General features: G+C 55.6%; 20 protein-coding genes and 2 pseudogenes. 18 read left to right on the forward strand and 4 right to left on the reverse strand.

Annotated features, from left to right (window positions below; translation table 11 throughout):
- The first annotated feature begins 16 nt into the window (after window positions 1-16).
- The 5 genes from N6V40_RS05740 to N6V40_RS05755 are packed head-to-tail and all read left to right on the forward strand — an operon-like array spanning window position 17 to window position 4188.
- Window positions 17-1057: an ABC transporter permease gene (locus N6V40_RS05740; protein WP_262199357.1), complete on the forward strand. Its 1041-nt coding sequence runs from the start codon at window positions 17-19 to the stop codon at window positions 1055-1057.
- Window positions 1057-2079 carry an ABC transporter permease gene (locus N6V40_RS05745; protein WP_131089145.1) on the forward strand — a complete coding sequence of 341 codons (1023 nt, stop codon included), beginning with the start codon at window positions 1057-1059 and terminating at the stop codon, window positions 2077-2079. The genes N6V40_RS05740 and N6V40_RS05745 overlap by 1 nt, the downstream gene beginning before the upstream one ends.
- The gene (locus N6V40_RS17295; RefSeq protein WP_315973778.1) at window positions 2076-2267 is read left to right on the forward strand and encodes a hypothetical protein; all 192 of its coding nucleotides are present in this window, start codon (window positions 2076-2078) and stop codon (window positions 2265-2267) included. The genes N6V40_RS05745 and N6V40_RS17295 overlap by 4 nt, the downstream gene beginning before the upstream one ends.
- On the forward strand, window positions 2264-3139 hold the full coding sequence (locus N6V40_RS05750; RefSeq protein WP_315973779.1) for an ABC transporter ATP-binding protein: 876 nt from the start codon (window positions 2264-2266) through the stop codon (window positions 3137-3139). Before N6V40_RS17295 ends, N6V40_RS05750 begins: the two co-directional genes overlap by 4 nt.
- Complete coding sequence (locus N6V40_RS05755; RefSeq protein ID WP_262199360.1) at window positions 3136-4188, forward strand: ABC transporter ATP-binding protein; 1053 nt, start codon at window positions 3136-3138, stop codon at window positions 4186-4188. The genes N6V40_RS05750 and N6V40_RS05755 overlap by 4 nt, the downstream gene beginning before the upstream one ends.
- Window positions 4189-4286: 98 nt before the next feature.
- On the opposite strand, the gene N6V40_RS05760 is transcribed toward N6V40_RS05755, so the two are convergent.
- On the reverse strand, window positions 4287-6230 hold the full coding sequence (locus tag N6V40_RS05760; protein ID WP_262199361.1) for a S8 family serine peptidase: 1944 nt from the start codon (window positions 6228-6230) through the stop codon (window positions 4287-4289).
- A 565-nt stretch (window positions 6231-6795) separates the two neighbouring features.
- Here N6V40_RS05760 and N6V40_RS05765 point away from each other — a divergent pair.
- The 9 genes and pseudogenes from N6V40_RS05765 to N6V40_RS05805 all read left to right on the forward strand — a co-directional run bounded on the left by N6V40_RS05765 (window position 6796) and on the right by N6V40_RS05805 (window position 13022).
- A complete protein-coding gene (locus tag N6V40_RS05765) occupies window positions 6796-7725 on the forward strand; it encodes an N-acetylglucosamine kinase (protein ID WP_262199362.1) in 930 nt (309 codons plus the stop codon).
- Between the two features lie 97 nt (window positions 7726-7822).
- Window positions 7823-8059, forward strand: a pseudogene (locus N6V40_RS05770) (Rieske 2Fe-2S domain-containing protein); the annotation flags it as partial.
- 80 nt (window positions 8060-8139) lie between these two features.
- A complete protein-coding gene (locus N6V40_RS05775) occupies window positions 8140-9282 on the forward strand; it encodes an NAD(P)/FAD-dependent oxidoreductase (RefSeq protein WP_262199363.1) in 1143 nt (380 codons plus the stop codon).
- Window positions 9279-10535 (forward strand): MFS transporter, encoded by a 1257-nt coding sequence (locus N6V40_RS05780; protein WP_262199372.1) that lies wholly within the window; start codon window positions 9279-9281, stop codon window positions 10533-10535. Before N6V40_RS05775 ends, N6V40_RS05780 begins: the two co-directional genes overlap by 4 nt.
- A gap of 2 nt (window positions 10536-10537) precedes the next feature.
- The gene (locus N6V40_RS05785; protein WP_262199373.1) at window positions 10538-11050 is read left to right on the forward strand and encodes a DedA family protein; all 513 of its coding nucleotides are present in this window, start codon (window positions 10538-10540) and stop codon (window positions 11048-11050) included.
- 53 nt (window positions 11051-11103) lie between these two features.
- Window positions 11104-11592: an Lrp/AsnC family transcriptional regulator gene (locus N6V40_RS05790; RefSeq protein WP_131089137.1), complete on the forward strand. Its 489-nt coding sequence runs from the start codon at window positions 11104-11106 to the stop codon at window positions 11590-11592.
- Window positions 11593-11794: 202 nt separating this feature from the next.
- The gene (locus tag N6V40_RS05795; protein ID WP_262199374.1) at window positions 11795-12034 is read left to right on the forward strand and encodes a hypothetical protein; all 240 of its coding nucleotides are present in this window, start codon (window positions 11795-11797) and stop codon (window positions 12032-12034) included.
- Window positions 12035-12300: 266 nt separating this feature from the next.
- Window positions 12301-12672, forward strand: a complete 372-nt coding sequence (locus N6V40_RS05800; protein ID WP_131089135.1) for a hypothetical protein — start codon at window positions 12301-12303, stop codon at window positions 12670-12672.
- 161 nt (window positions 12673-12833) lie between these two features.
- Window positions 12834-13022 carry a hypothetical protein gene (locus tag N6V40_RS05805; protein ID WP_131089134.1) on the forward strand — a complete coding sequence of 63 codons (189 nt, stop codon included), beginning with the start codon at window positions 12834-12836 and terminating at the stop codon, window positions 13020-13022.
- On the opposite strand, the gene N6V40_RS05810 is transcribed toward N6V40_RS05805, so the two are convergent.
- Complete coding sequence (locus N6V40_RS05810; RefSeq protein WP_131089133.1) at window positions 13019-13240, reverse strand: LapA family protein; 222 nt, start codon at window positions 13238-13240, stop codon at window positions 13019-13021. The two genes, N6V40_RS05805 and N6V40_RS05810, sit on opposite strands and share 4 nt — an antisense overlap.
- Window positions 13233-13889, reverse strand: coding sequence for a TetR/AcrR family transcriptional regulator (locus N6V40_RS05815; protein WP_131089132.1), 657 nt, complete (start codon window positions 13887-13889; stop codon window positions 13233-13235). The genes N6V40_RS05810 and N6V40_RS05815 overlap by 8 nt, the downstream gene beginning before the upstream one ends.
- 105 nt (window positions 13890-13994) lie before the next feature.
- Between N6V40_RS05815 and N6V40_RS05820 the strand changes: the two are divergent.
- The 4 genes and pseudogenes from N6V40_RS05820 (at window position 13995) to N6V40_RS05835 (ending at window position 18377) form a co-directional block, all read left to right on the forward strand.
- A pseudogene (locus N6V40_RS05820) lies at window positions 13995-15421 on the forward strand (flavin monoamine oxidase family protein).
- A 3-nt stretch (window positions 15422-15424) separates the two neighbouring features.
- Window positions 15425-16297 (forward strand): universal stress protein, encoded by an 873-nt coding sequence (locus N6V40_RS05825; RefSeq protein ID WP_262199375.1) that lies wholly within the window; start codon window positions 15425-15427, stop codon window positions 16295-16297.
- Window positions 16298-16384: 87 nt separating this feature from the next.
- Complete coding sequence (locus tag N6V40_RS05830; protein WP_131089129.1) at window positions 16385-17908, forward strand: APC family permease; 1524 nt, start codon at window positions 16385-16387, stop codon at window positions 17906-17908.
- 64 nt (window positions 17909-17972) lie between these two features.
- Window positions 17973-18377, forward strand: a complete 405-nt coding sequence (locus N6V40_RS05835; RefSeq protein WP_131089128.1) for an arsenate-mycothiol transferase ArsC — start codon at window positions 17973-17975, stop codon at window positions 18375-18377.
- Here the strand turns inward: N6V40_RS05835 and N6V40_RS05840 are convergent.
- Complete coding sequence (locus N6V40_RS05840; protein WP_131089127.1) at window positions 18374-18862, reverse strand: Lrp/AsnC family transcriptional regulator; 489 nt, start codon at window positions 18860-18862, stop codon at window positions 18374-18376. The two genes, N6V40_RS05835 and N6V40_RS05840, sit on opposite strands and share 4 nt — an antisense overlap.
- Window positions 18863-18897: the final 35 nt, after the last annotated feature.

Raw genomic sequence — 18897 nt, forward strand, 5'->3', positions numbered from 1 at the left:
CTGAAAGTACAGCAACATGCTTACCTATTTGCGTAAAAGAATCATCGCCTCGGCGCTGCCACTGGTGGTTGTCATCGTTGGTGTCTTCGCGCTGGCCAGAATGACCGGTAATCCGGCAGCACTGTATCTACCGCTGAATGCCACTGACACAATGCGCGCAGAATTCGCTGCACGAAACGGGCTAGACCAACCGATCTGGGTGCAGATGGCCCAGTATTTCGGTGGGATCTTCCGCTTCGATTTTGGAACGTCCATGCGCACCGGACAGGACGCTGCGCAGATGGCGCTGCGGGCCTTCCCGGCAACCCTGCAGCTGGCGGCCACCACGATGATCATCGCCATCATCTTGGCGCTCATCGTTGGCTCGGCCGCTGCGATGAAGCCCAACGGCATCCTGGATCGTTGCAGCTCCTTCATCTCCATGACCGCTGCCTCGATCCCGGACTTCTGGTTGGCCATCGTAGGCATCTGGGTTTTTGCCATCACGCTAGGGGTGGTTCCAACCTCCGGTGTAGTCGGTGCAGCAGCCTGGTTCCTGCCCGTAGCCACCTTGGTCATGCGCCCCTTTGGCACGCTGGTCCAGGTGATTCGCGGGGCCATGGTCTCGGCGTTATCTGAACCGTATATCAAACTGGCACGTTCCAAAGGCGCGACCGAGTATCGGGTTATTGCCCAGCATGCCTTGCGCAACGCCGCCGCCCCTGGGCTGACGGTGGCAGGGGACCTGACCGTTGGACTGGTCAACGGTGCCGTGGTGGTTGAGACGATCTTTGGCTGGCCGGGAATCGGCAAGCTCATGATCGACTCAATTTTGCAAAGAGACTTTGCAGTGCTCCAAGCCTGTGTGCTGCTCACCGCGGTGGCCATCTTTGTGCTCAATATCCTGATTGATCTTGGCTACGCGCTACTAGATCCTCGGGTCCGGCCAAGCGCCGGCGCACGTCAACGTCGCAAGGCACGCGCCGCTCAAGGTCCAACCCAAGGATCTGAAAACCGCACGCTGGCGCCAGTTGGACCAGCGCTGAGCACGAGCGAATCTTCGAGGGGGAATCACTGATGTCAGCACTAGAGATGGCACCGCCAGCTAAGGATGAACGTCCCGAGCCGAAGAATCGGCGCAAGGCGAAGACTCAAAGTGAGAGTCGTGTTTCGATGTTCACCATGTTGCTACGCGACAGATTCGCCACGGTGGCTGCAATTTTCCTCAGCTTGGTGGTGCTCACCGCGATCTTTGGTCCCGCACTGATGGGTGAACACGCCACAGCGCAGAACTTGATGTTCATGAATAAGGCACCTTTTGACCCGGCCAACGGATGGCTTTACATCCTAGGCTCGGATTCTCTGGGCCGTTCAGTACTGGCCCGCATTGTGGTTGCCACCCAAACAACACTCCTAGTTGCCGTTCCTGCAGTATTGGTGGCCCTGCTCCTTGGCTCATTGTGGGGTGTCTGGGCGGGTTACCACCGTGGACGTCGCGAAGCCATTTCCATGCGCATCGCAGATATCATCATGTCCTTCCCTTCATTGTTGCTGGCTGTGGTGGTGCTCTTTGTCTTCAGCCCTTCGGCAGCAAATATCGTGCTGATCCTGGCGATCACTCGCATCCCGATTTACCTTCGTACCGCACGAGCAGAATCGGCCGAACTGCAGTCACGAACTTTTGTGGATGCAGCCCGCACCTTCGGAACAAATCCCAACGCGATTATTGTTCGCCACGTCATTCCAGTGGTCACTCCGACACTGTTAACCTTGGCTACTTTGGAATTCTGTTTTGTCATGCTCGCCGAGTCCTCACTTTCATTCCTTGGAATTGGTATCCAGCCACCAGACGTCTCTTGGGGACTGTTGGTTGCCCAAGGCCGGCAATATCTGCAGACCGCCTGGTGGTTATCCATCCTTCCCGGTTTAGCCATTGTGCTCACCGCGGTAGCCGCCAACGTGCTTGCTGCATGGATGCGTATTGCTACGGATCCAGCCCAACGCTGGCGCCTGGAACTGGACCGTAAAAGTACCAAGGCGTTTGAAAAGGCCACACGCCAGGCTGCAAAGATGCAGACCAAGAAAGGCAACGACAAATGATGACCGAAATACTTGAACCAACCTCCCGCACCCAGTCAGCAGACCAGGCCGTTCTTGAAGTCAAAGGTTTGGATGTCGACATTCGCACACCCAAAGGAATTGTCCGTGTGGTGAGCCAGGTCGGCTTCAGCGCACGTCGCGGCAAAACGTTGGCGTTGCTGGGGAATCTGGCTGCGGTAAATCGATGACGGCAAAGGCTATCGCCGGATTGCTTGATCCGGTGGCGTCCGTTGCGGGAGGCGTTGCGCGTCTTGATTCAAAAGATCTCTTTTCCATGACTGCCAAGCAGCGCCGGAAAGCGGCGGGAGAAGGGCTAGGGATTGTTTTTCAGGATGCCCTTGCCGCGCTCAACCCGGTGTACACCATTGGAACCCAACTCGGAGAAGCATTCAGAATCCACCGTGGGGCCAGCAGAAAACAGGCCAAAGTTGAGGCCATTGAACTAATGCGCAGGGTTGGTATCCCGGAACCCGAGACACGGGTTAATTCCTACCCGCATCAGTTCTCCGGTGGCATGCGCCAACGAATTCTGATTGCCATGGCTGTGGCCTTGAGCCCGAACTTGTTGATCGCTGACGAACCAACAACGGCGCTGGATGTCACCGTTCAGGCGCAGATCATGCAGTTGTTGAGAAATCTTCGCGAGCAAGAAGATATGGCGGTGGTGCTCATTACCCACGACCTCGCTGTAGTTGCTGAAGAAGCTGATGACGTGTGCGTGATGTATGCAGGCAATGTGGTGGAACAAGGAAGCGTTGACACCGTATTCACTCGGCCAACGCACCCTTATACCAAAGGTTTGCTTTCTTCCGTCCCCACCGATTCGCAGCGCGGAGCAGGCCTGAATTCCATCCCGGGCAGTCCACCAGAACTGAGCAAGATTCCCTCGGGGTGCGTTTACCAGGACCGCTGTCCGTTGGTTGCGGCCGTCTGCCGCGAGCAACGTCCGGCCCTGCGTGAAACCGGCCCGGGGCAGAGTGCTGCTTGCCATTTTGCTGAGCAGGTCGCCACGAGCCAAACCACTGAAGAACGTCTTGCTGTAGGAGATGATGAAAAATGAGTACTGTTCTTGAAGTTCAAGATCTTGCCAAGACATTTCATGTGGCCTCCGGCGCCGCGGGAACACGAGAGCTCAAGGCACTAGACGGAATCAATCTGAGCGTAAAACGCGGAGAGACCCTAGGCCTGGTTGGGGAGTCAGGCTGCGGAAAATCAACGCTAGCTCGTACCCTGATGATGCTGGAGCAGCCCGATGGTGGGACGGTGCGTTTTGATGGGCAGGACCCCTTTGCGCTGCGCGGCAAGCAGTTGCTGGCATGGCGGCGTAGGGTGCAAATGGTGTTTCAGGATCCCTTTGCCTCGCTGAACGCACGAATGACCGCCGGGCAAATTATCACCGAACCTTTTGCTACCCACAAAGATCTGTATCCCAGCGCTGCAACTCGAAAGCAGCGCTTGAACGAACTGCTTGACTTGGTGGGACTGCGCGCCACCGATGCTGATAAATCACCGCAGGAGTTCTCCGGCGGGCAGCGTCAGCGCATTGGTATTGCTCGCGCTTTGGCCTTGGGTCCGGATTTGATCATCTTGGACGAACCAGTTTCTGCCTTGGATCTTTCGGTACAGGCTCAGGTGCTAAATCTGCTCAACGATCTTCAGCAGCAACTTGGCGTCAGCTATATCTTCATTTCCCATGACCTGTCTGTAGTTCGCCACGTGACGGACCGAGTGGCTGTCATGTATCTGGGACGAATTATTGAAACCGGGTCTACCGAGCAGGTCTTCGATTCACCCCTGCATCCTTATACGGCCTCGTTGATGTCGGCCTCGCCAAAGTTGGACCCTGCGCTACGACCCGTGAATCGCATAGTGCTTCAGGGTGAATTGCCTTCTCCTTTAGATCCGCCCTCGGGTTGCCGATTCCGCACGCGGTGCTGGAAGGCGCAGCCGATCTGCTCGGCAGAGCGACCGGAAAGCCGAACCCGCGAAGCTGGTGGCAAGATCTTGTTGGGCATGCCCGGCGATAGCGTCAATGCCGGGCAACAGTTCGCGGAGTGCCACTTCCCGGTCGAATCGGCCGCGGAAGCCGGACTGGCAGTTTCTGCCTAACTCAAGGGGCAGTGGGAGCCAAGTCTTGAATACAAGAATAGTGAAGCCGGCGCTGACCGGCTTCACTATTTTTTGGTTCTTGATACTTCTTTAGAGGACTAGCTGGTGGCTAGCGAGGTGTCGTCGATGCGGAAGGTTGTTGCCTGGGAGCTGTCTTCAACACCCCTGAAACGCAAGGTGACGGTCTTGCCGCGGTAGTTGTTCAGGTTGATGCTTTTCTGCGCGTAGGACGAGCTTGCGTCGAGGTTTGACCATGTACCGACGTTGTAGGTGCTTGAACCATCGAGTACCTGAACGGTGAGCTTGTCGTATTGGGTAGACGCAGTGGTTTCGTCAGTCAGCACCCGCAGGTAGAACTTCAAATCTGCAGTGGTAGCAGTAGAAGGAATGGCGACCTGCTGATCCAGGGTGTAGGTGCTTGCTGTACCCCATCCGTTGAGACCGGCCAAACCGTTGCCGGTGCGAGCAGCTGTTCCGGTTTCAAAGGTGTCGGCACGATTGGCGGTCCAGGAGTCGGCACCGCTTTCAAAGCCTGGGTTCTTCAGCAGATTGCCGCTGGGCTCGGGAGTTGGCTCCGGGGTGGTTCCACCCAGGTTTGTCATGATCTTCGTGGCATCGACCAAGCCTGCACCACAGCCGATGCTGCAACCGCCTGGCATAGCGCGGGTGCCGTTCTTCAACACGGTTTCCACCTGAGCAGGGGACATGGATGGGCTGACGGACTTCATCAGAGCCACCATTCCTGCCACGTGTGGTGTAGCCATGGAAGTGCCTTGGTAGAAGGTGTAACCCTGGCTTGATGGGGTGGTGGTGCCGGTGTTGATAGTGGAAAGAATGCCTTGACCTGCGTAGCGGGTGTCGCCACCAGGTGCGGTCACGTCAACTGCAGAGCCGTAGTTTGTGTAATACGACGGTGCTCCCGATGGGTTGCTGGCAGCTACCGTAATCACGTTGTTGCAGTTTGCTGGGCGTGAGTTCGAAGCGTTTTGGCTTTCATTACCTGCCGCTACCACTACGGAAGTTCCACGAGAGACTGCGCTATCGATAGCTGCTTGGTACGTGGTTCCGCAGACTCCACCGCCACCGAGCGACATGTTGATGGTGTCAGCCGGGGTCGAGTTGGCTGGGATGCCAGACACGGTGCCACCGGAGGCCCAGATGATCGCATCTGCGATATCCGAGAGGCTGCCACCGCACTTCGCTAGGACGCGTACCGGTTGGATCTTGGCGTTGGGTGCAACTCCGGCGACGCCGCTGGAGTTGCCGGTGACTGCCGCGACGGTGCCAGCTACGTGGGTGCCGTGCCATGAGGAGTTTCCGGCGTAACTGCTGCCGCATTCGCCAGCTGCGTACCAGTCGCCCTGGTCTTGTGGGTTGGAATCTCGGCCGTTGCCGTCACGCGCCGAAGTTGAGCTGGAAACGAAGTCATAGCCTGAAATCACGTTGGAGTTCAGGTCCGTATGGGAGGTGATTCCGGTGTCCAAGACGGCCACAATACTGCCGGTGCCGGTGCCGATGTCCCACGCAGAAGGGATACGCATGCCGTTGGTTCCGTGGAAGTCCCATTGTTCGCTGTAGCGGGTGTCGTTGGGCGATAGGGAGATCTCCATCAGGGCATCAGGCTCGACTGCTTCAACCAGTCCAGACTTGGCAATTTCTGCCATAAACTCTTCGGCGTCGGCGCCCTTGAGTTTCTTGTCAGCCTTGAGAACAAAACCTCCGGTGGCCATGGCGCGCAGTTCCTTGACCGAAACTCCGGCCTCCTTGGCTGCATTGCCCCAAGCCTTGGCCCGGCCCTGCTTGTCGGCGCTCTGGGTTGACACCTTGTAAGTGACGATGAACTGGTCGTAGGACTCACCGGACTGGGGTGAACCGATCGTAACCTTCGCATCGTTGCTTGGTGCGGGAGCGGACTTTTCTGCCGGTGCCGTTACGGGCTGTGCTGAGGCGGGCATTGCGCCGGCCCCTAAGCCGGCCAAACCGATCACAACTGCGGTGGACGCAGCCAAGGATCGTCGAAGTGGGGTAGAAAAACGTGCCATTGATGTTCTCCTTAGTGGGTTTTGGGCGCACAAGGTTCGGTGATCAAGCGAAATGGGGTGTGCCGATATGGAGCGTAGCGCCTGCGATATCCAGAAAGGAAGTAGTTCTCAAATAAATCTTTTACATTCCTGCATGTGCTAAAAACTCACTTCACACTTTCACTGCAGGGAATCCAACGATTTTCAAGGCTTCGAAAAATGAATGCCAGTTACTTGCGCGATAAGGTGTTCTAAAAATTTCAGATTCGCGCTGACTACGGCAAACGCCTAACTATTTTTCGTGACTCATGGAATTTATTCGAGACGTACCGTGGGTCAGGCCGAGAATAAAGTGAAAGTTTCGACGACTTCTAGCGCGGAGAAGCGGGTCTATGATTCATTGCCTAATTCATTGAGTAATCGGTGCGGTGATTTTCCTGAGGATGCTACGTCAAGTAGTTACGACTGCTCACCTGACGATTGCGTGACTCGCAGCGAAGTCCTCGGTCCAAAAATGCGAGCTCTTGGGGCACCCGGACGGGTTCTCAAAGTAATCTGAAAACCAAGCACAAACAGGAGCAGGTAGATGACAACTGGATTATTGGCCGTTGACGGTGGGCAAAGCGGGATCAAACTTCGTCTTGAATTTGATGGTAAGCGCACTGACTCGAAATTCTCTGGTGTCCAAACCGACGAGCCGGTCCTGCCCCAGTTGGCGCGCGTGATCAATGAGTTCATCGCAGCAAGCACGGTGGACATTGGCACGGTAACCGTAGGCACCACCGGGTTAGTCAAAGAAGAACACGACGCACATCAACTCTTCAAGCTGATCGACTCAGCCACAGTTGAACGTGTTGCCTTGGCCCATGACTCGGTCACCAGCTACCTCGGGGCCCTGGGTAACGAACACGGCGCCGTGGTTGCTGCCGGTACCGGAGTGGTAACCCTCGGTGTTGGCCCTGGCAGCGTAGCCCGAGTTGATGGGTGGGGCCATATTATGGGCGACGCCGGTAGTGGTTACTGGATTGGCCAGCAAGCACTCATCGCAGTGATGCGTGACTTTGACGTACGCGGACAAGCCACCGCACTCACCGCTGCTGCGCAAGAACGTTGGCCCGATCTATCCGAGGCCTACATTGACTTACAAGCACTACCCGACAGGGTTTCTACGGTGGCCTCCTTTGCTACCACCGTTGCCGAACTTGCCTTCAGTGATGCCATTGCTGCACAGATCTGTCGCAGAGCCGGAGAGGAACTGGCTGATTCGATTGCCACAGCCTTGCGGCGCGTCGGCTTAGAGAAGCGCGACGGGAACGTTCCAGTAGCCGCAATCGGTGGTGTGTTTGAAGGTGAGTATCTGAAAGCTGCCTTCGAGACGGAGCTGCACCGACTACACCCCGGAGTGCAGATTCAGTCTGTCACCGGATCAGGGTTGGACGGAGTGCAACTGTTGGCGCAACTACCCGCCGATCATGCCCTGCAGGAGCTGGTCTCGCGCTACGGCTTTGGGAACTAGTCAGAAAAGCACAGTCATCGTGATCTGCCAGCTAGGTGCTGGCGATCAATAGATGACAAGATGAGACTGATCAGTATTGAGCATTAAAGGAGTCATCGTGAGCTATCGAGTCGGTCCCGTAGATCTAGTCCCAGAAGGCGAATCCCTGCTGGTAGATTCCAAGGACAGCGGTGCCACCGAAGACATTGCGATCTTCCATGCCGAAGACGGCAACTTCTATGCCCTTCAAGACGAGTGCACCCACGAGGTCGCGTCCCTCTCCGATGGGTGGATTGAAGACTGCTCGGTGGAGTGCCCAATTCACTCCTCAACCTTTGATCTAAAGACCGGCCGAGTGCAGTGCATGCCAGCAACGGTAGACGCGCGCACCTACACGGTGAACGTCGTGGATGGTTTTTGGAGCTCGAAGTCTAAATGCCTTCGGTCCACATCATCGGCGGTGGCGTTGCCGGTTACACCTTGGCGCGCGAACTGGTGCAAAAGCAGTATGCCGGTACCATTACGATCAGCGACGCCCAGGGCTTACCCTATGATCGTCCGGCGCTGAGTAAAGCCTTGCAGGTTGAGCCCTTTGCTCCGGTTGCTTGGTACCAGCAGCACCGTATCAACCTCATCCAAGAAACAATCACCGAGGTTAAACTGCCAGATTCGGAAACGGATTGGGTTGTCCTCGCTACCGGTACCGTGCCGAATCGGCTAAGTCTGCCCGGGGCTGAACACGCACACACGCTGCACACCGCGGCCGACGCTGTGGCACTGGCAGAAATTATCGATTCGGCCATGTTTGGCTTCCAAGTGGTGGTCATCGGGGCCGGACTGATTGGTGCCGAATTTGCTTCCACCGCTAGCATGCTCGGCGCACAGGTCACCCTGATTTCTAATAATGACGCTCCACTAAGCGCCATGCTCGGCCAGGATTTGGCCGAACAACTACACGCTGAACATGCACAACGTGGCATTCGAACCATCACCGGAACTACAAGCAGCATCGCTGCGGATCATGTAGTTGTGGACGGTGAGCGCATCGAAGCTGACTTGATCGTTAGCGCCATCGGTGTCCAACCAGATACCGCGTTGGCTGCCTCCATGGGATTAGCCGTGGACAACGGCATTGTGGTCAACGCGCAGCAACGCTCCATCACACAGCCACAGGTACTGGCCATCGGGGATGCGTCCCGGCACCAGGGCGCTCGCCGGGCTGTGCACTGGGAAGCTGCTATGGAAGATGCGGCCCAAGCGGCAGCAACCATCCTCGGCACGGACCCAGTAAAGCGTTCGGTGCCGTGGTTCTGGTCCGACCGCCATGAGATGCATGTGGAAAGTGTCGGCGATTTTGATCAAGCGGTGCGTACCGTTCATCGTTACAACCGTCGCGGTAAGATCCAAGTGACCTTCGGGCTAAATGCTCAGGGTGCTTTGGTGGCAGCTAGCATGATTGATGGTGGGCTGATGGCCAAGGCCGTGAAGCGGCTGATCGCTCGGTCTGCCTCGCTCAGCGTTGAAGAATTGGAGGACCCGAGTGTGGGACCTCGCGAATTAGGGCGGAACGGACAATGAGCACAGCCGAACCAGCGAAGCTACCTTTGGCTCTGCAGGTGCCTACCCAGCGAGTGAGCCGCGGCTGGATTGCAGCGGTAGTCACCGTCCACATTGGTATCAATGTCGGCTTCTTCGCCCCCATTCAGGTGCTCCTCGGACTGCATGCCGAGCAACTGGACGCTAGTCAAAAGGGCGCCATCTTGTCCTTGGTGACCGGCGTGGGAGCGGCCGTGTCCATGGTTGCTAATCCACTTTTTGGTGCGCTCAGTGATCGCACTACCTCTCGATTTGGCCGTCGAATTCCGTGGGTATTGTGCGGAACCCTCTGCGGGGCTCTCGCACTGTTGCTCATGTCAACGGCCCATACCGTGGGACTTTTGGTCCTTGGCTGGGCCTTGATGCAGGCTGCTGGAAACGCTGCGGTAGCTGCCATCTTTGCTGCCATTCCGGATCGTGTCCCGGTAGAACAACGCGGCATTGTGGGTGGATTAGTAGCGTTGGGACAAACCTGCGGTTCGCTCATCGGTGCGGTCATCGGCATGGTTGCCGCTGGAGATCTAGTCTTCGGCTACGCGTTAGTCGCCATCGCTGTGGCCATTTGCGCGGTACCTTTTGTCTTGATGCGCAAGGACTCGGTGCTACCCAAGGCAGCATTGGAACCCATCACGGCGTTGCAGTTTGCTCAAAGTTTCTGGATCAACCCGGTCAAGCACAAGGACTTCGGCTGGGCCTGGCTGACTCGGTTCTTGCTCTACCTCGGCAGCCAGCTGTGCCTGGTCTACCTCTTGTACTTCCTGCAAGACGCCATTGGTCATCCAAACCCGGCACAGGGTGTTTTGGTGCTGACCGCCGTCTATGCGTTCTGCGTTATTTTCTCTTCGGTGATATCCGGAAAACTTTCGGATCGCGATGGTAAGCGTAAGAAGTACGTCATCATTTCTTCAGTGATTGTCGCCTGTGCAGCAGGGGTTATGGCAGTCTCATCTACCTTTGCCATGGCACTGATTGCTGCGGTGCTGCTAGGCATCGGATTTGGTGCCTACCTTGCGGTGGACTTCGCCTTGCTGACGCAGGTGCTTCCTACAGCCGATTCACGCGGCAAGGATCTTGGCATGATCAATATTGCCAATTCCTTGCCTCAGGTGGTCGCCCCGCTGGTGGCTTGGCTGGCAGTGACTTGGCTTGGTGGCTATCCGACCTTATTCCTTTGCTCGGTAGTCGTCTCGCTTCTTGGCGCAGTGCTGGTGCGAAAAATTAAGTGTGTTCCATAGCCTTGGGTGACTCTATCTCGTGGTTGATCAACGACGCACCTTTTGGGGTGACGTTGTTGTTCTTCTTTCTTGGCGCCTTCACTCGTGGCAACGCGACGTACTGGGTGGGCCGCGGGATTGCCAAGGGTGTGGAGCGTAGCCGCTTTGAGAAGCGGCTTCACGCTCCGGGGTATCTCAAAGCCCAAAGGTTCATCCAACGCTGGGGTGCACTAGCGGTTCCGTTGAGTTTCTTGACTGTGGGTGTGCAAAGCGCGGTCAACCTCTCTGCTGGGATAAGTAAGATGCCACTGCGTCGATATGTCCCGGCCGTGGCACTTGGCGCGGCATTGTGGGCCTTGATTTACACAAGTATTGGTATGGCTGTGTTCTACGCGTGGTTGGCGTTGGACTGGCCATGGATTGTGGCAGGCATTGTCCTGCTAGCCATAGTCGCGTTTGTTGTCCTTCGCTGGCGCACTCGCGAGCGCGAGAAGCAGGCGCCGGATGCAGAACAACCTTCAGAAATAAAGGGCTGACCGGCCGTATGATGAGTGGGTCAAACCGCGAACACTGAGAGTAGGTACGGCAAATGTCGCTGAACTTATCCAAGTCAGAGAATAGTCCTGTGCAGCTCGATGAAATCGACCGCAAGCTGTTAGCTTTGCTGAGCAAGAACTCACGGCGAACAAATAACTCGTTGGCGCAGGAGCTCGGTATCGCGGCTTCGACCTGTTTGGCACGGTTGAATGCTTTACGCGATTCCGGAGTGATTTCTCGCTTCACCATCGAGGTGGATCCGCAGGTCTTGGGGCGCGAATTGGAGGCGTTGATCTTTGTGAAGATCCGCCCGGGCGCCCGACATCTTATGTCTAACTTTGCTAGTGAAATGCGTTCCAAGTCTGGGGTGCGCCAGCTGTTCTTCTTGGGTGGTGCCGATGACTTTGTCTTGCATGTGGCGGTGCGCAACTCTGCCGACGTGCGACAGTTTGTACTTGATAACCTTTCAGCTAATCCTGCCGTTGCGACCACACAAACTTCTCTGGTGTTCGAACACGGGCAGGGAAGTGGCGAATTTTAGGCCTTAAGCTCAGGCGAAGTACCCCGCAGATTTTCGTAGGAGTGATCCACGCAATGGGCCTACTTCGAAGAAATGTGCTAAACTTGTTGTTCTTCTCTTAGCAATACCGCGGTCCTCTGGCCGTCAAAGATTTACTTTGACCAAACGGATGGACCACATACGGAAGCGACTGAAGAATGGGGAGGTCGAGAAGATAATGAATTTGGAAACAACAATCGTAACGGCCGTGGTGACTCTGGCGGTTTTGGCCATCGTGAGCATCGTGATGGTTCTTCGTTACAAGCAAGAACACCAGACAGAAATTCGCCAGGCTCTGGTGGCCAAGGCCTATAAGTATGGGATTGCCTCGCCTGAGGACCTATCAAACCATGATCTGAACATGCAGATCCGCGAGGCCAAGCGCCAGCGCAAGAACAATGAGAACGATTTGAAAACTGTCTAAACAGATTCATCGTTAGAGCATTCGGCCCCAGGTTGATCAAACAGCCTGGGGCTTTTGCATGCCAAAAAGCTGCCACAAAAATGTAGGTCAATTGTTTTGGCGCTATGTCCCCGGTCACCGAAAAACTCGATTTAGCCCCAGAACCGTGCGGATTGCATCACAAGTGCGTGTGTGGTTCTCGACAAAAGACTTCCGCAGCTAAAACGGTTCAGAAATGATGGTTATAGCTGGAAAGACGTGATGGAAATGAACTAGGAGCAACAGGTATGGCAACGATCCCTTTGGGCGAAGATATTCTTTTGGCACGGCACGGTGCCAACATCGTTAAGCTTCGCCAGGATCGTAAGACCCGTTCAACTGTTGCTGTGTTGCGTGATGGTCAGATGGATACCGCATCCAACTTGCTCACCTTTTCCACCCCATCACTGAGCCCGGCCGCCAGCTTTGGTCGAGGTGCGGTGCGGTACCTGAATGATGAAGCTGAAGTGAGCCGCGGTGAGGTCCGTTCTTTGATCAAGATTTCCTTTGGCTTCAGCGCTGTGATGGGCATTGTTTTTGGCGGACTGGTTTTGGCTCTGTACAAAGTCGGCGGAAACGAAGCGATCCAGTCGCTGACATATATGGGTGGCGCTCAGTAGACCCTGCGGTGCGAAATTGATGGTGAGGTTCCAAGATAACTTGGGAGCTCGCCATTTCTTTTTGTGGGCAGAAAACTTTGAACGCGGCACGCCTTATAGCTCTCGTTTTTCTTCACCCGCAGGCATAGGATGACCAGAACTAGGCGAACAAGGAGCAGGCCATGCGTTTTGTTTTGGAAGTCAACTTCGATACCGAGAACATGCAACTCAAGCCGCTAGAAGAGCTTCAACGGATTCTGGGGGACTGGTCGCAACGCGTGGCCATGTATCCGCTGGAACCGGGGTCTCAAGAAGATGTCTACGACTCGCAGAATGAAGAAGTCGGAGAATGGGCAATCTTAGAAGACTAATCTCGGCGCTTGGAAATCCATCCGATCACATAGCCGACCGCCAGGGTTACTAGTAGGACCAGCCATAGTGGTGCCGCGGAGTGGATCAAGAAAAACTCCACACGCACATAGGTCAGGTTCTGCAAGATAAATACCAGAGCGAGAATCACCAAGGCGATGGCCGTGATCTGCTTGGCGTTTAGCGCGAATCGGCTGGGCTTGCGCTCCGGGTCAGTCATTGCTTTTTCCTGTCGCTAAGAGCCCATCGATGATGGCCGCGAGACCACGCTGGAATGAATCATCGCTGGTATTGAGCTGTGTTTCGCGTTGTGCCGCCACCGCTTGGGTGAAGTGTGGGGTGAGATCTTGGTGGTTGCTGGTATCAAAAATATCGTGGGGTGCTGCGGTGTCCATGGCCGAACCAAAGATAAAAGATTCCAAAGCAACAATGGTCGGAATGATCGTCTTCTCGGCCAGTCCGAAGTCTTTGAGACCTTGAGCTACACGCTCATACATGCCCAAGGTGCGTGGCGAATCCGAGACTGGAAGCACCGCAATAATGGGGATGAGCGGAATGTGCCGACTGAAAATATTACGGTAGTTGGTCGCCCAAAGAACTAAGGCATTTCGCAGTGGTTCTGTATCAAAAACTGACGTATCGATATCTGCCATGATCAGTTCCTGAATCCACTGCATCAGATCATGTTTTGAATCCACATGGTTATACAAAGCCGAGGGTGAAACACCTAATGACTTGGCCAGGCGCTGCATTGTTAGTGATTCATAACCACCATCGGAAACCAGTTCCAACGCGTTGACGGTAATACGTTCCCTGTTGAGCACCGCCTTGCGTGGTCGCCCTGCGCGCCTGGTTCCGGATTCTGTCATTCGTTCTCTCCCTGACGTGGGTTGCTTCACAACTCGATGTTCTTCCCCTATGCTATATGACAAGTAAATGAACCGAATTCATTTTATTGTTTGAGGGAGCTTTTCATGGAACATCTGGAACGCGACGTAGTTGTCATTGGCGCTGGCCCATCGGGTCTGACCGCAGCCTACGAGCTGAACAAAGCAGGCAAGTCTGTCGCCGTACTCGAAGCTCGAGATCGTGTGGGCGGCCGCACCTGGAGCGACCAGATGCACGGAGCCACCATCGAAATCGGCGGTCAGTGGATCAGTCCCGATCAAACTGGTCTCTACTCGCTGATCAACGAGTTGGGCATCGAAACCTTTGAACGCTACAAGGCCGGCAAAAGTGTCTACCTCAACGAGCAGGGTGAAGCCATCGTTTATGAGGGCGAAGACTTCCCCGTCTCCGAAGACAGCGTGGCCGAAATGAACAAGCTCATCGGCATCATGAACGAACTGGCCGCACAAATGAATCCAGACAAGCCATGGGAACACCCACAGGCCCAAGAGCTGGACATGGTTTCCTTCCACCACTTCCTGCGTCAGCACTCCTCGGACGAACTAGCCTGCAACAACGTCGGCCTCTTTATTGCCGGTGGCATGCTCACCAAACCAGCCCATACCTTCTCTGCACTTCAAGCAGTATTGATGGCTTCCTCGGCGGGATCCTTCGACAACCTCGTTGATGAAGATTTCATCCTTGACCGCCGCATCGTTGGCACCATGCAGGGCGTATCCAAGACGGTTGCTGCGCGGCTGGGTGAAGAAATCGTATTCCTGAATAACCCAGTGCTGAAGCTGGAATGGAATGATGACGGGGTGGTAGCTCACGGTGAGACCGTCACCGTGTCCGCCAAGAAGGTTGTGGTGGCAATTCCACCTAACCTGTACTCGCGAATCACTTACGTTCCTGCGCTTCCACGCAAGCAGCACGTCACCCATCAGCACCAGTCCATGGGCTTGGTCATCAAGGTGCACGCCGTTTACGAAACCCCGTTCTGGCGCGAAGATGGACTGTCGGGAACCTGCTTCGGGCCCAACGCACTAGTCCAGGAACTCTACGACAACACCTACACCGGAGAAAGCACCGGAACCTTGGTGGGCTTCATCTCGGATCTGAAAGCTGACGAGATGTGGGAACTGGACGATGAGGCACGTCGCGAAGCCATCCTGCAGGGCATTGCCGACTACCTTGGCGAGAAAGCGCTAGATCCAAGGTCTTCTACCTCTCGGATTTCGCTTCTGAAGAATGGACCCGCGGAGCTTACGCAACCAGCTATGACCTAGGTGGCCTGCACCGCTTTGGCCCAGTCCAGAACGATAACCTCGGACCAATCTATTTCTCCTCCTCGGACTTGGCCGGCGAAGGCTACCAGCACGTGGATGGCGCGGTACGTATGGGTCGCCGCTCGGCCGCACGCATCATCGCAGAACTTGATGGCACCAGCTACGACGAGAACTACGATGGCGTGCAGACGCTGACCTCTACCGCAGATAAGGTCAACGCCTAAATCATGAAATTGCTTGTAGGTTACACCGCCGATGAACGCGGTGCCGAAGCTATCGAACTGGCCAGCGCGCTTGTTACATCCACCCCGGATGCGTCCTTGCACATTGCCATTGTGCTTCCGGCTGCTGCACCCTTTAGCGCTGTCTACCCGGGTGGAGATCATGGATATTCAACCATTCTCTCCGCTCAAGTAGACCAGTGGGCAAAACACGCCCTGACGCTGGTGCCCGAAGGAATCCAGGCCTCGGTGGTGGCGAGATCAGTCTCCTCCGTGGCCGAAGGGCTGATTTCGCTGGCTCAACAGGTTGATGCTGACGGCATCGTGCTCGGCGGCCGCAAACGTCACCGGGCAGGGTTCTTCATGCCCGGGGCAATCGCCAACGCGTTGTTGCACTCCTCGCCAGTTTCGGTGTTCATGTCCTCACCGACTGCTATAGAAACCTTGCGAGCTGCCAACGGCAAGCTCACCAGGCTGACCGCCTTTGTGGGGGACCGGCCCGGAGCTAAAGACGTCATTGAACTCTCGGCCCAAATTGCTACAGCCTGCGCAGTACCACTTCGAGTAGCAACCCTAGTTTTGCCCTACGACGTTCAAGACCCAGACCGGGATCTTGATGCCCACGTTCAGGCAACCAGCGATTACCTTTCGCAACTGACAGCGTCCATGGAATTGGACGCCACTATTGACGTTGTTGTTGGGCGCAACCTCGATGAAGCAACTGGCCAGCTTTCCTGGCAAGACGGCGATCTCGCCTTGCTTGGCTCAGCACGCTTAGCGGCTGCCCGCAGGCTCTTTATCGGGCCTAAAGCCCAACGTATCCTTGGCAAGCTTTCGGTGCCCATGGGTGTTATCCCTAACCCGGGATCAGGCAACTAGCTTCACTTTTTAGATCTTGAAGGAAGGGTGGCTCGGTACTTCTGACCGACGCACTTATCGCCTCACTAAAGCAAAAGGTAAACCAACATGTCGCAAGACTTGAGGCAGGATTCTAATCCTGCAGCCGCTGAAACCGGTTTGCACGAAAAAGGGCTCTCCAAGGGCACCGTAGGCGTTATGGGCCTGGTGGTCATCGGAATTTCCAGTATCGCCCCGGCCTACACCCTCACCGCAGGACTGGGCGCAACGGTGGCTGAAGTAGGCACCAGTCTTCCAGCTATCTTGCTAGCAGGGTTCTTGCCCATGCTGTTGGTGGCCTTGGGCTACCGAGAGCTAAACAATGCCATGCCCGACTCAGGGACCTCGTTCACCTGGGCTACCCGTGCCTTCGGACCAATGATTGGTTGGATGGGCGGTTGGGGGCTGGTGGCTGCCACGGTGATTGTCCTTTCAAATCTGGCCGCTGTCGCAGTTGATTTCTTCTACATCCTGCTGGCCCAACTGACCGGTCACGACGAGATCGCTGAGCTGACCACCAATCTGTGGATCAACATTCCCACTACCTTGATCTTCATCGCTGTTGCCGCCTTCATCTCCTATCGAGGCATGAACGCAACCAAGGTCTTCCAGTACGGTCTGGTCGCGTTCCAGGTAGCGGTGCTGTTGCTGTTCGCGGTGATGTCCTTTACCTCGAACCAACCTTTTGACCGAACCCCGATTACCTTGGAAATGTTCAACCCAGCTGGCGTTGAGAGTTTCTCGGCCTTTGCCGCCGGCATTTCACTGTCTATCTTCGTTTTCTGGGGTTGGGATGTCACCCTGACCATGAACGAAGAAACCACGGATCCTAAGAAGGTTCCGGGCCGAGGTGCGACGTGGACTGTTCTGCTGATCATGGCGCTGTACGTAGCAGTATCCCTCGGTGTGCTGTACTGGGCGGGCGTGGGAACCACAGGTTTAGGCGCTGGAAACCCGGAAAATCAGGAATCAATTTTCGCTGTGCTCTCCGGTCCAGTGATGGGTCCGCTGGCCTTGTTGATGTCTTTGGCAATCCTCTCCTCCTCGGCAGCCTCGCTGCAGTCCACCATGGTTTCCCCGGCACGTACTTTGCTGGCCATGGGCTACTACAAGGCCTTGCCCACCAGCTTCGCAAAGATCTCTCCACGATTCATGTCGCCTTCGGTGGCTACCTTTGTTACTGCTGCCGCAGCTGCAGTGTTCTACGTGGTTACCCGTCTGGTCTCTGAAAATGCCCTCTGGGATACGATCACCGCGCTTGGCCTGATGATCTGCTTCTACTACGGGCTGACCGCATTGGCTTGCGTTTGGTATTTCCGTGCAGAGCTCTTCAGCAGTGCAAGAAACGTCATCTTCAAATTCCTGGCACCACTCATTGGTGGCGTGGTTTTGCTGGTGTTGTTCTTCGCCACGGCCTTCGAGTCGATGGACCCCGACTACGGTTCAGGATCCAACATTGGGGGAGTAGGAATGGTCTTCATTCTTGGCGTCGGAGTTCTGCTGCTTGGTGTCGTAGTCATGATCTACATGCGGATCACCCAGCCATCCTTCTTCAAGGGAGAAACCATCAAGACCTACAAGCCAATCAAGTAACTACAAAAAGAATCTTTGGCATTGAACCACCCACGAAACTCTTCGTGGGTGGTTCAATTGGTTCATGGCTAACTCGGTGCTTTTCATCTGCTCACGCAATGCCGGCAAATCTCAGATGGCTGCCGCGCTCATGGACTATATTTCTGACGGCAAAGTCACCAGCTATTCGGCTGGCACTAATCCGGGCTCTGGCATCAATCAAGAAGCTGTGGCCGCGTTGTCGCAGGCCGGGGCCGACATGTCAGGCGGAACGCCGAAGCCTATTGATCCGCAGATTGTGGATCAGGTGGACCGGGTCATCATCTTAGGTACAGATGCGCACCCGAACCTTGCCCCGACGGTGAACGCGGAACGCTGGGTGACCTATGAACCCAGTGAAGATGGAATCACCGGCGCTGAGCGCATGAATCTCATCCGAGATGAAATTGCTGAGCGAGTCAGGGAACTCTTCCACGAGCTGGAAGACTAGTGCTTGTCTTTGCTGAGTTTCTTTAGCAGTTCAGTGGTGCGGTAAGGAATTACGTCGCGCAGAATCATTGAGGTTGAGGTACGGGTAATGCCCGGGCACAGTCGAATCTCTTCACTGACGCGGTAGAGATCATCTGGATCCGTCGCCGAAACACGAATCAGTAAATCGGTGTCGCCAGCAGGTGCAACACATTCCAAAACCTCAGGGATCTGGCGAAGGGCTGCGATGGCTTCATTCAGGCTGGCCTGATTCAGTTCAGCACTGACAAAAGCACTGACACCGCGCCCCATGGATGCAGGCAGGATGCGAGCGGTGTTTGGACGCAATGCACCGGAGTGGGCCAGACGTTCCAAGCGAGTCTGAACAGTGCCTCGGGCTAGGCCCAGTTGCTGCGCCAACATCATGATCGGAACACGTGGATCAGCATCAAGCGCCAGCAGGATACGTCGGTCGGTTTCATCGAGCTGATACGTATCCGAATTCATATACTGGTCTCCTGTGACAGGTTGTGATGCGCGTG

The organism is Glutamicibacter sp. M10 (genome assembly GCF_025452055.1).
Classification (GTDB): Bacteria; Actinomycetota; Actinomycetes; order Actinomycetales; family Micrococcaceae; genus Glutamicibacter.

Coding starts and splice junctions, on each gene's coding strand:
- N6V40_RS05830 (WP_131089129.1), top strand. CDS start 16,385: ATGTCGCAAGACTTGAGGCAGGATTCTAATCCTGCAGCCGCTGAAACC.
- N6V40_RS05805 (WP_131089134.1), top strand. CDS start 12,834: ATGCGTTTTGTTTTGGAAGTCAACTTCGATACCGAGAACATGCAACTC.
- N6V40_RS05815 (WP_131089132.1), bottom strand. CDS start 13,889: ATGACAGAATCCGGAACCAGGCGCGCAGGGCGACCACGCAAGGCGGTG.
- N6V40_RS05755 (WP_262199360.1), top strand. CDS start 3,136: ATGAGTACTGTTCTTGAAGTTCAAGATCTTGCCAAGACATTTCATGTG.
- N6V40_RS17295 (WP_315973778.1), top strand. CDS start 2,076: ATGATGACCGAAATACTTGAACCAACCTCCCGCACCCAGTCAGCAGAC.
- N6V40_RS05810 (WP_131089133.1), bottom strand. CDS start 13,240: ATGACTGACCCGGAGCGCAAGCCCAGCCGATTCGCGCTAAACGCCAAG.
- N6V40_RS05840 (WP_131089127.1), bottom strand. CDS start 18,862: ATGAATTCGGATACGTATCAGCTCGATGAAACCGACCGACGTATCCTG.
- N6V40_RS05780 (WP_262199372.1), top strand. CDS start 9,279: ATGAGCACAGCCGAACCAGCGAAGCTACCTTTGGCTCTGCAGGTGCCT.
- N6V40_RS05800 (WP_131089135.1), top strand. CDS start 12,301: ATGGCAACGATCCCTTTGGGCGAAGATATTCTTTTGGCACGGCACGGT.
- N6V40_RS05835 (WP_131089128.1), top strand. CDS start 17,973: ATGGCTAACTCGGTGCTTTTCATCTGCTCACGCAATGCCGGCAAATCT.
- N6V40_RS05740 (WP_262199357.1), top strand. CDS start 17: ATGCTTACCTATTTGCGTAAAAGAATCATCGCCTCGGCGCTGCCACTG.
- N6V40_RS05825 (WP_262199375.1), top strand. CDS start 15,425: ATGAAATTGCTTGTAGGTTACACCGCCGATGAACGCGGTGCCGAAGCT.
- N6V40_RS05750 (WP_315973779.1), top strand. CDS start 2,264: ATGACGGCAAAGGCTATCGCCGGATTGCTTGATCCGGTGGCGTCCGTT.
- N6V40_RS05790 (WP_131089137.1), top strand. CDS start 11,104: ATGTCGCTGAACTTATCCAAGTCAGAGAATAGTCCTGTGCAGCTCGAT.
- N6V40_RS05760 (WP_262199361.1), bottom strand. CDS start 6,230: ATGGCACGTTTTTCTACCCCACTTCGACGATCCTTGGCTGCGTCCACC.
- N6V40_RS05745 (WP_131089145.1), top strand. CDS start 1,057: ATGTCAGCACTAGAGATGGCACCGCCAGCTAAGGATGAACGTCCCGAG.
- N6V40_RS05775 (WP_262199363.1), top strand. CDS start 8,140: ATGCCTTCGGTCCACATCATCGGCGGTGGCGTTGCCGGTTACACCTTG.
- N6V40_RS05765 (WP_262199362.1), top strand. CDS start 6,796: ATGACAACTGGATTATTGGCCGTTGACGGTGGGCAAAGCGGGATCAAA.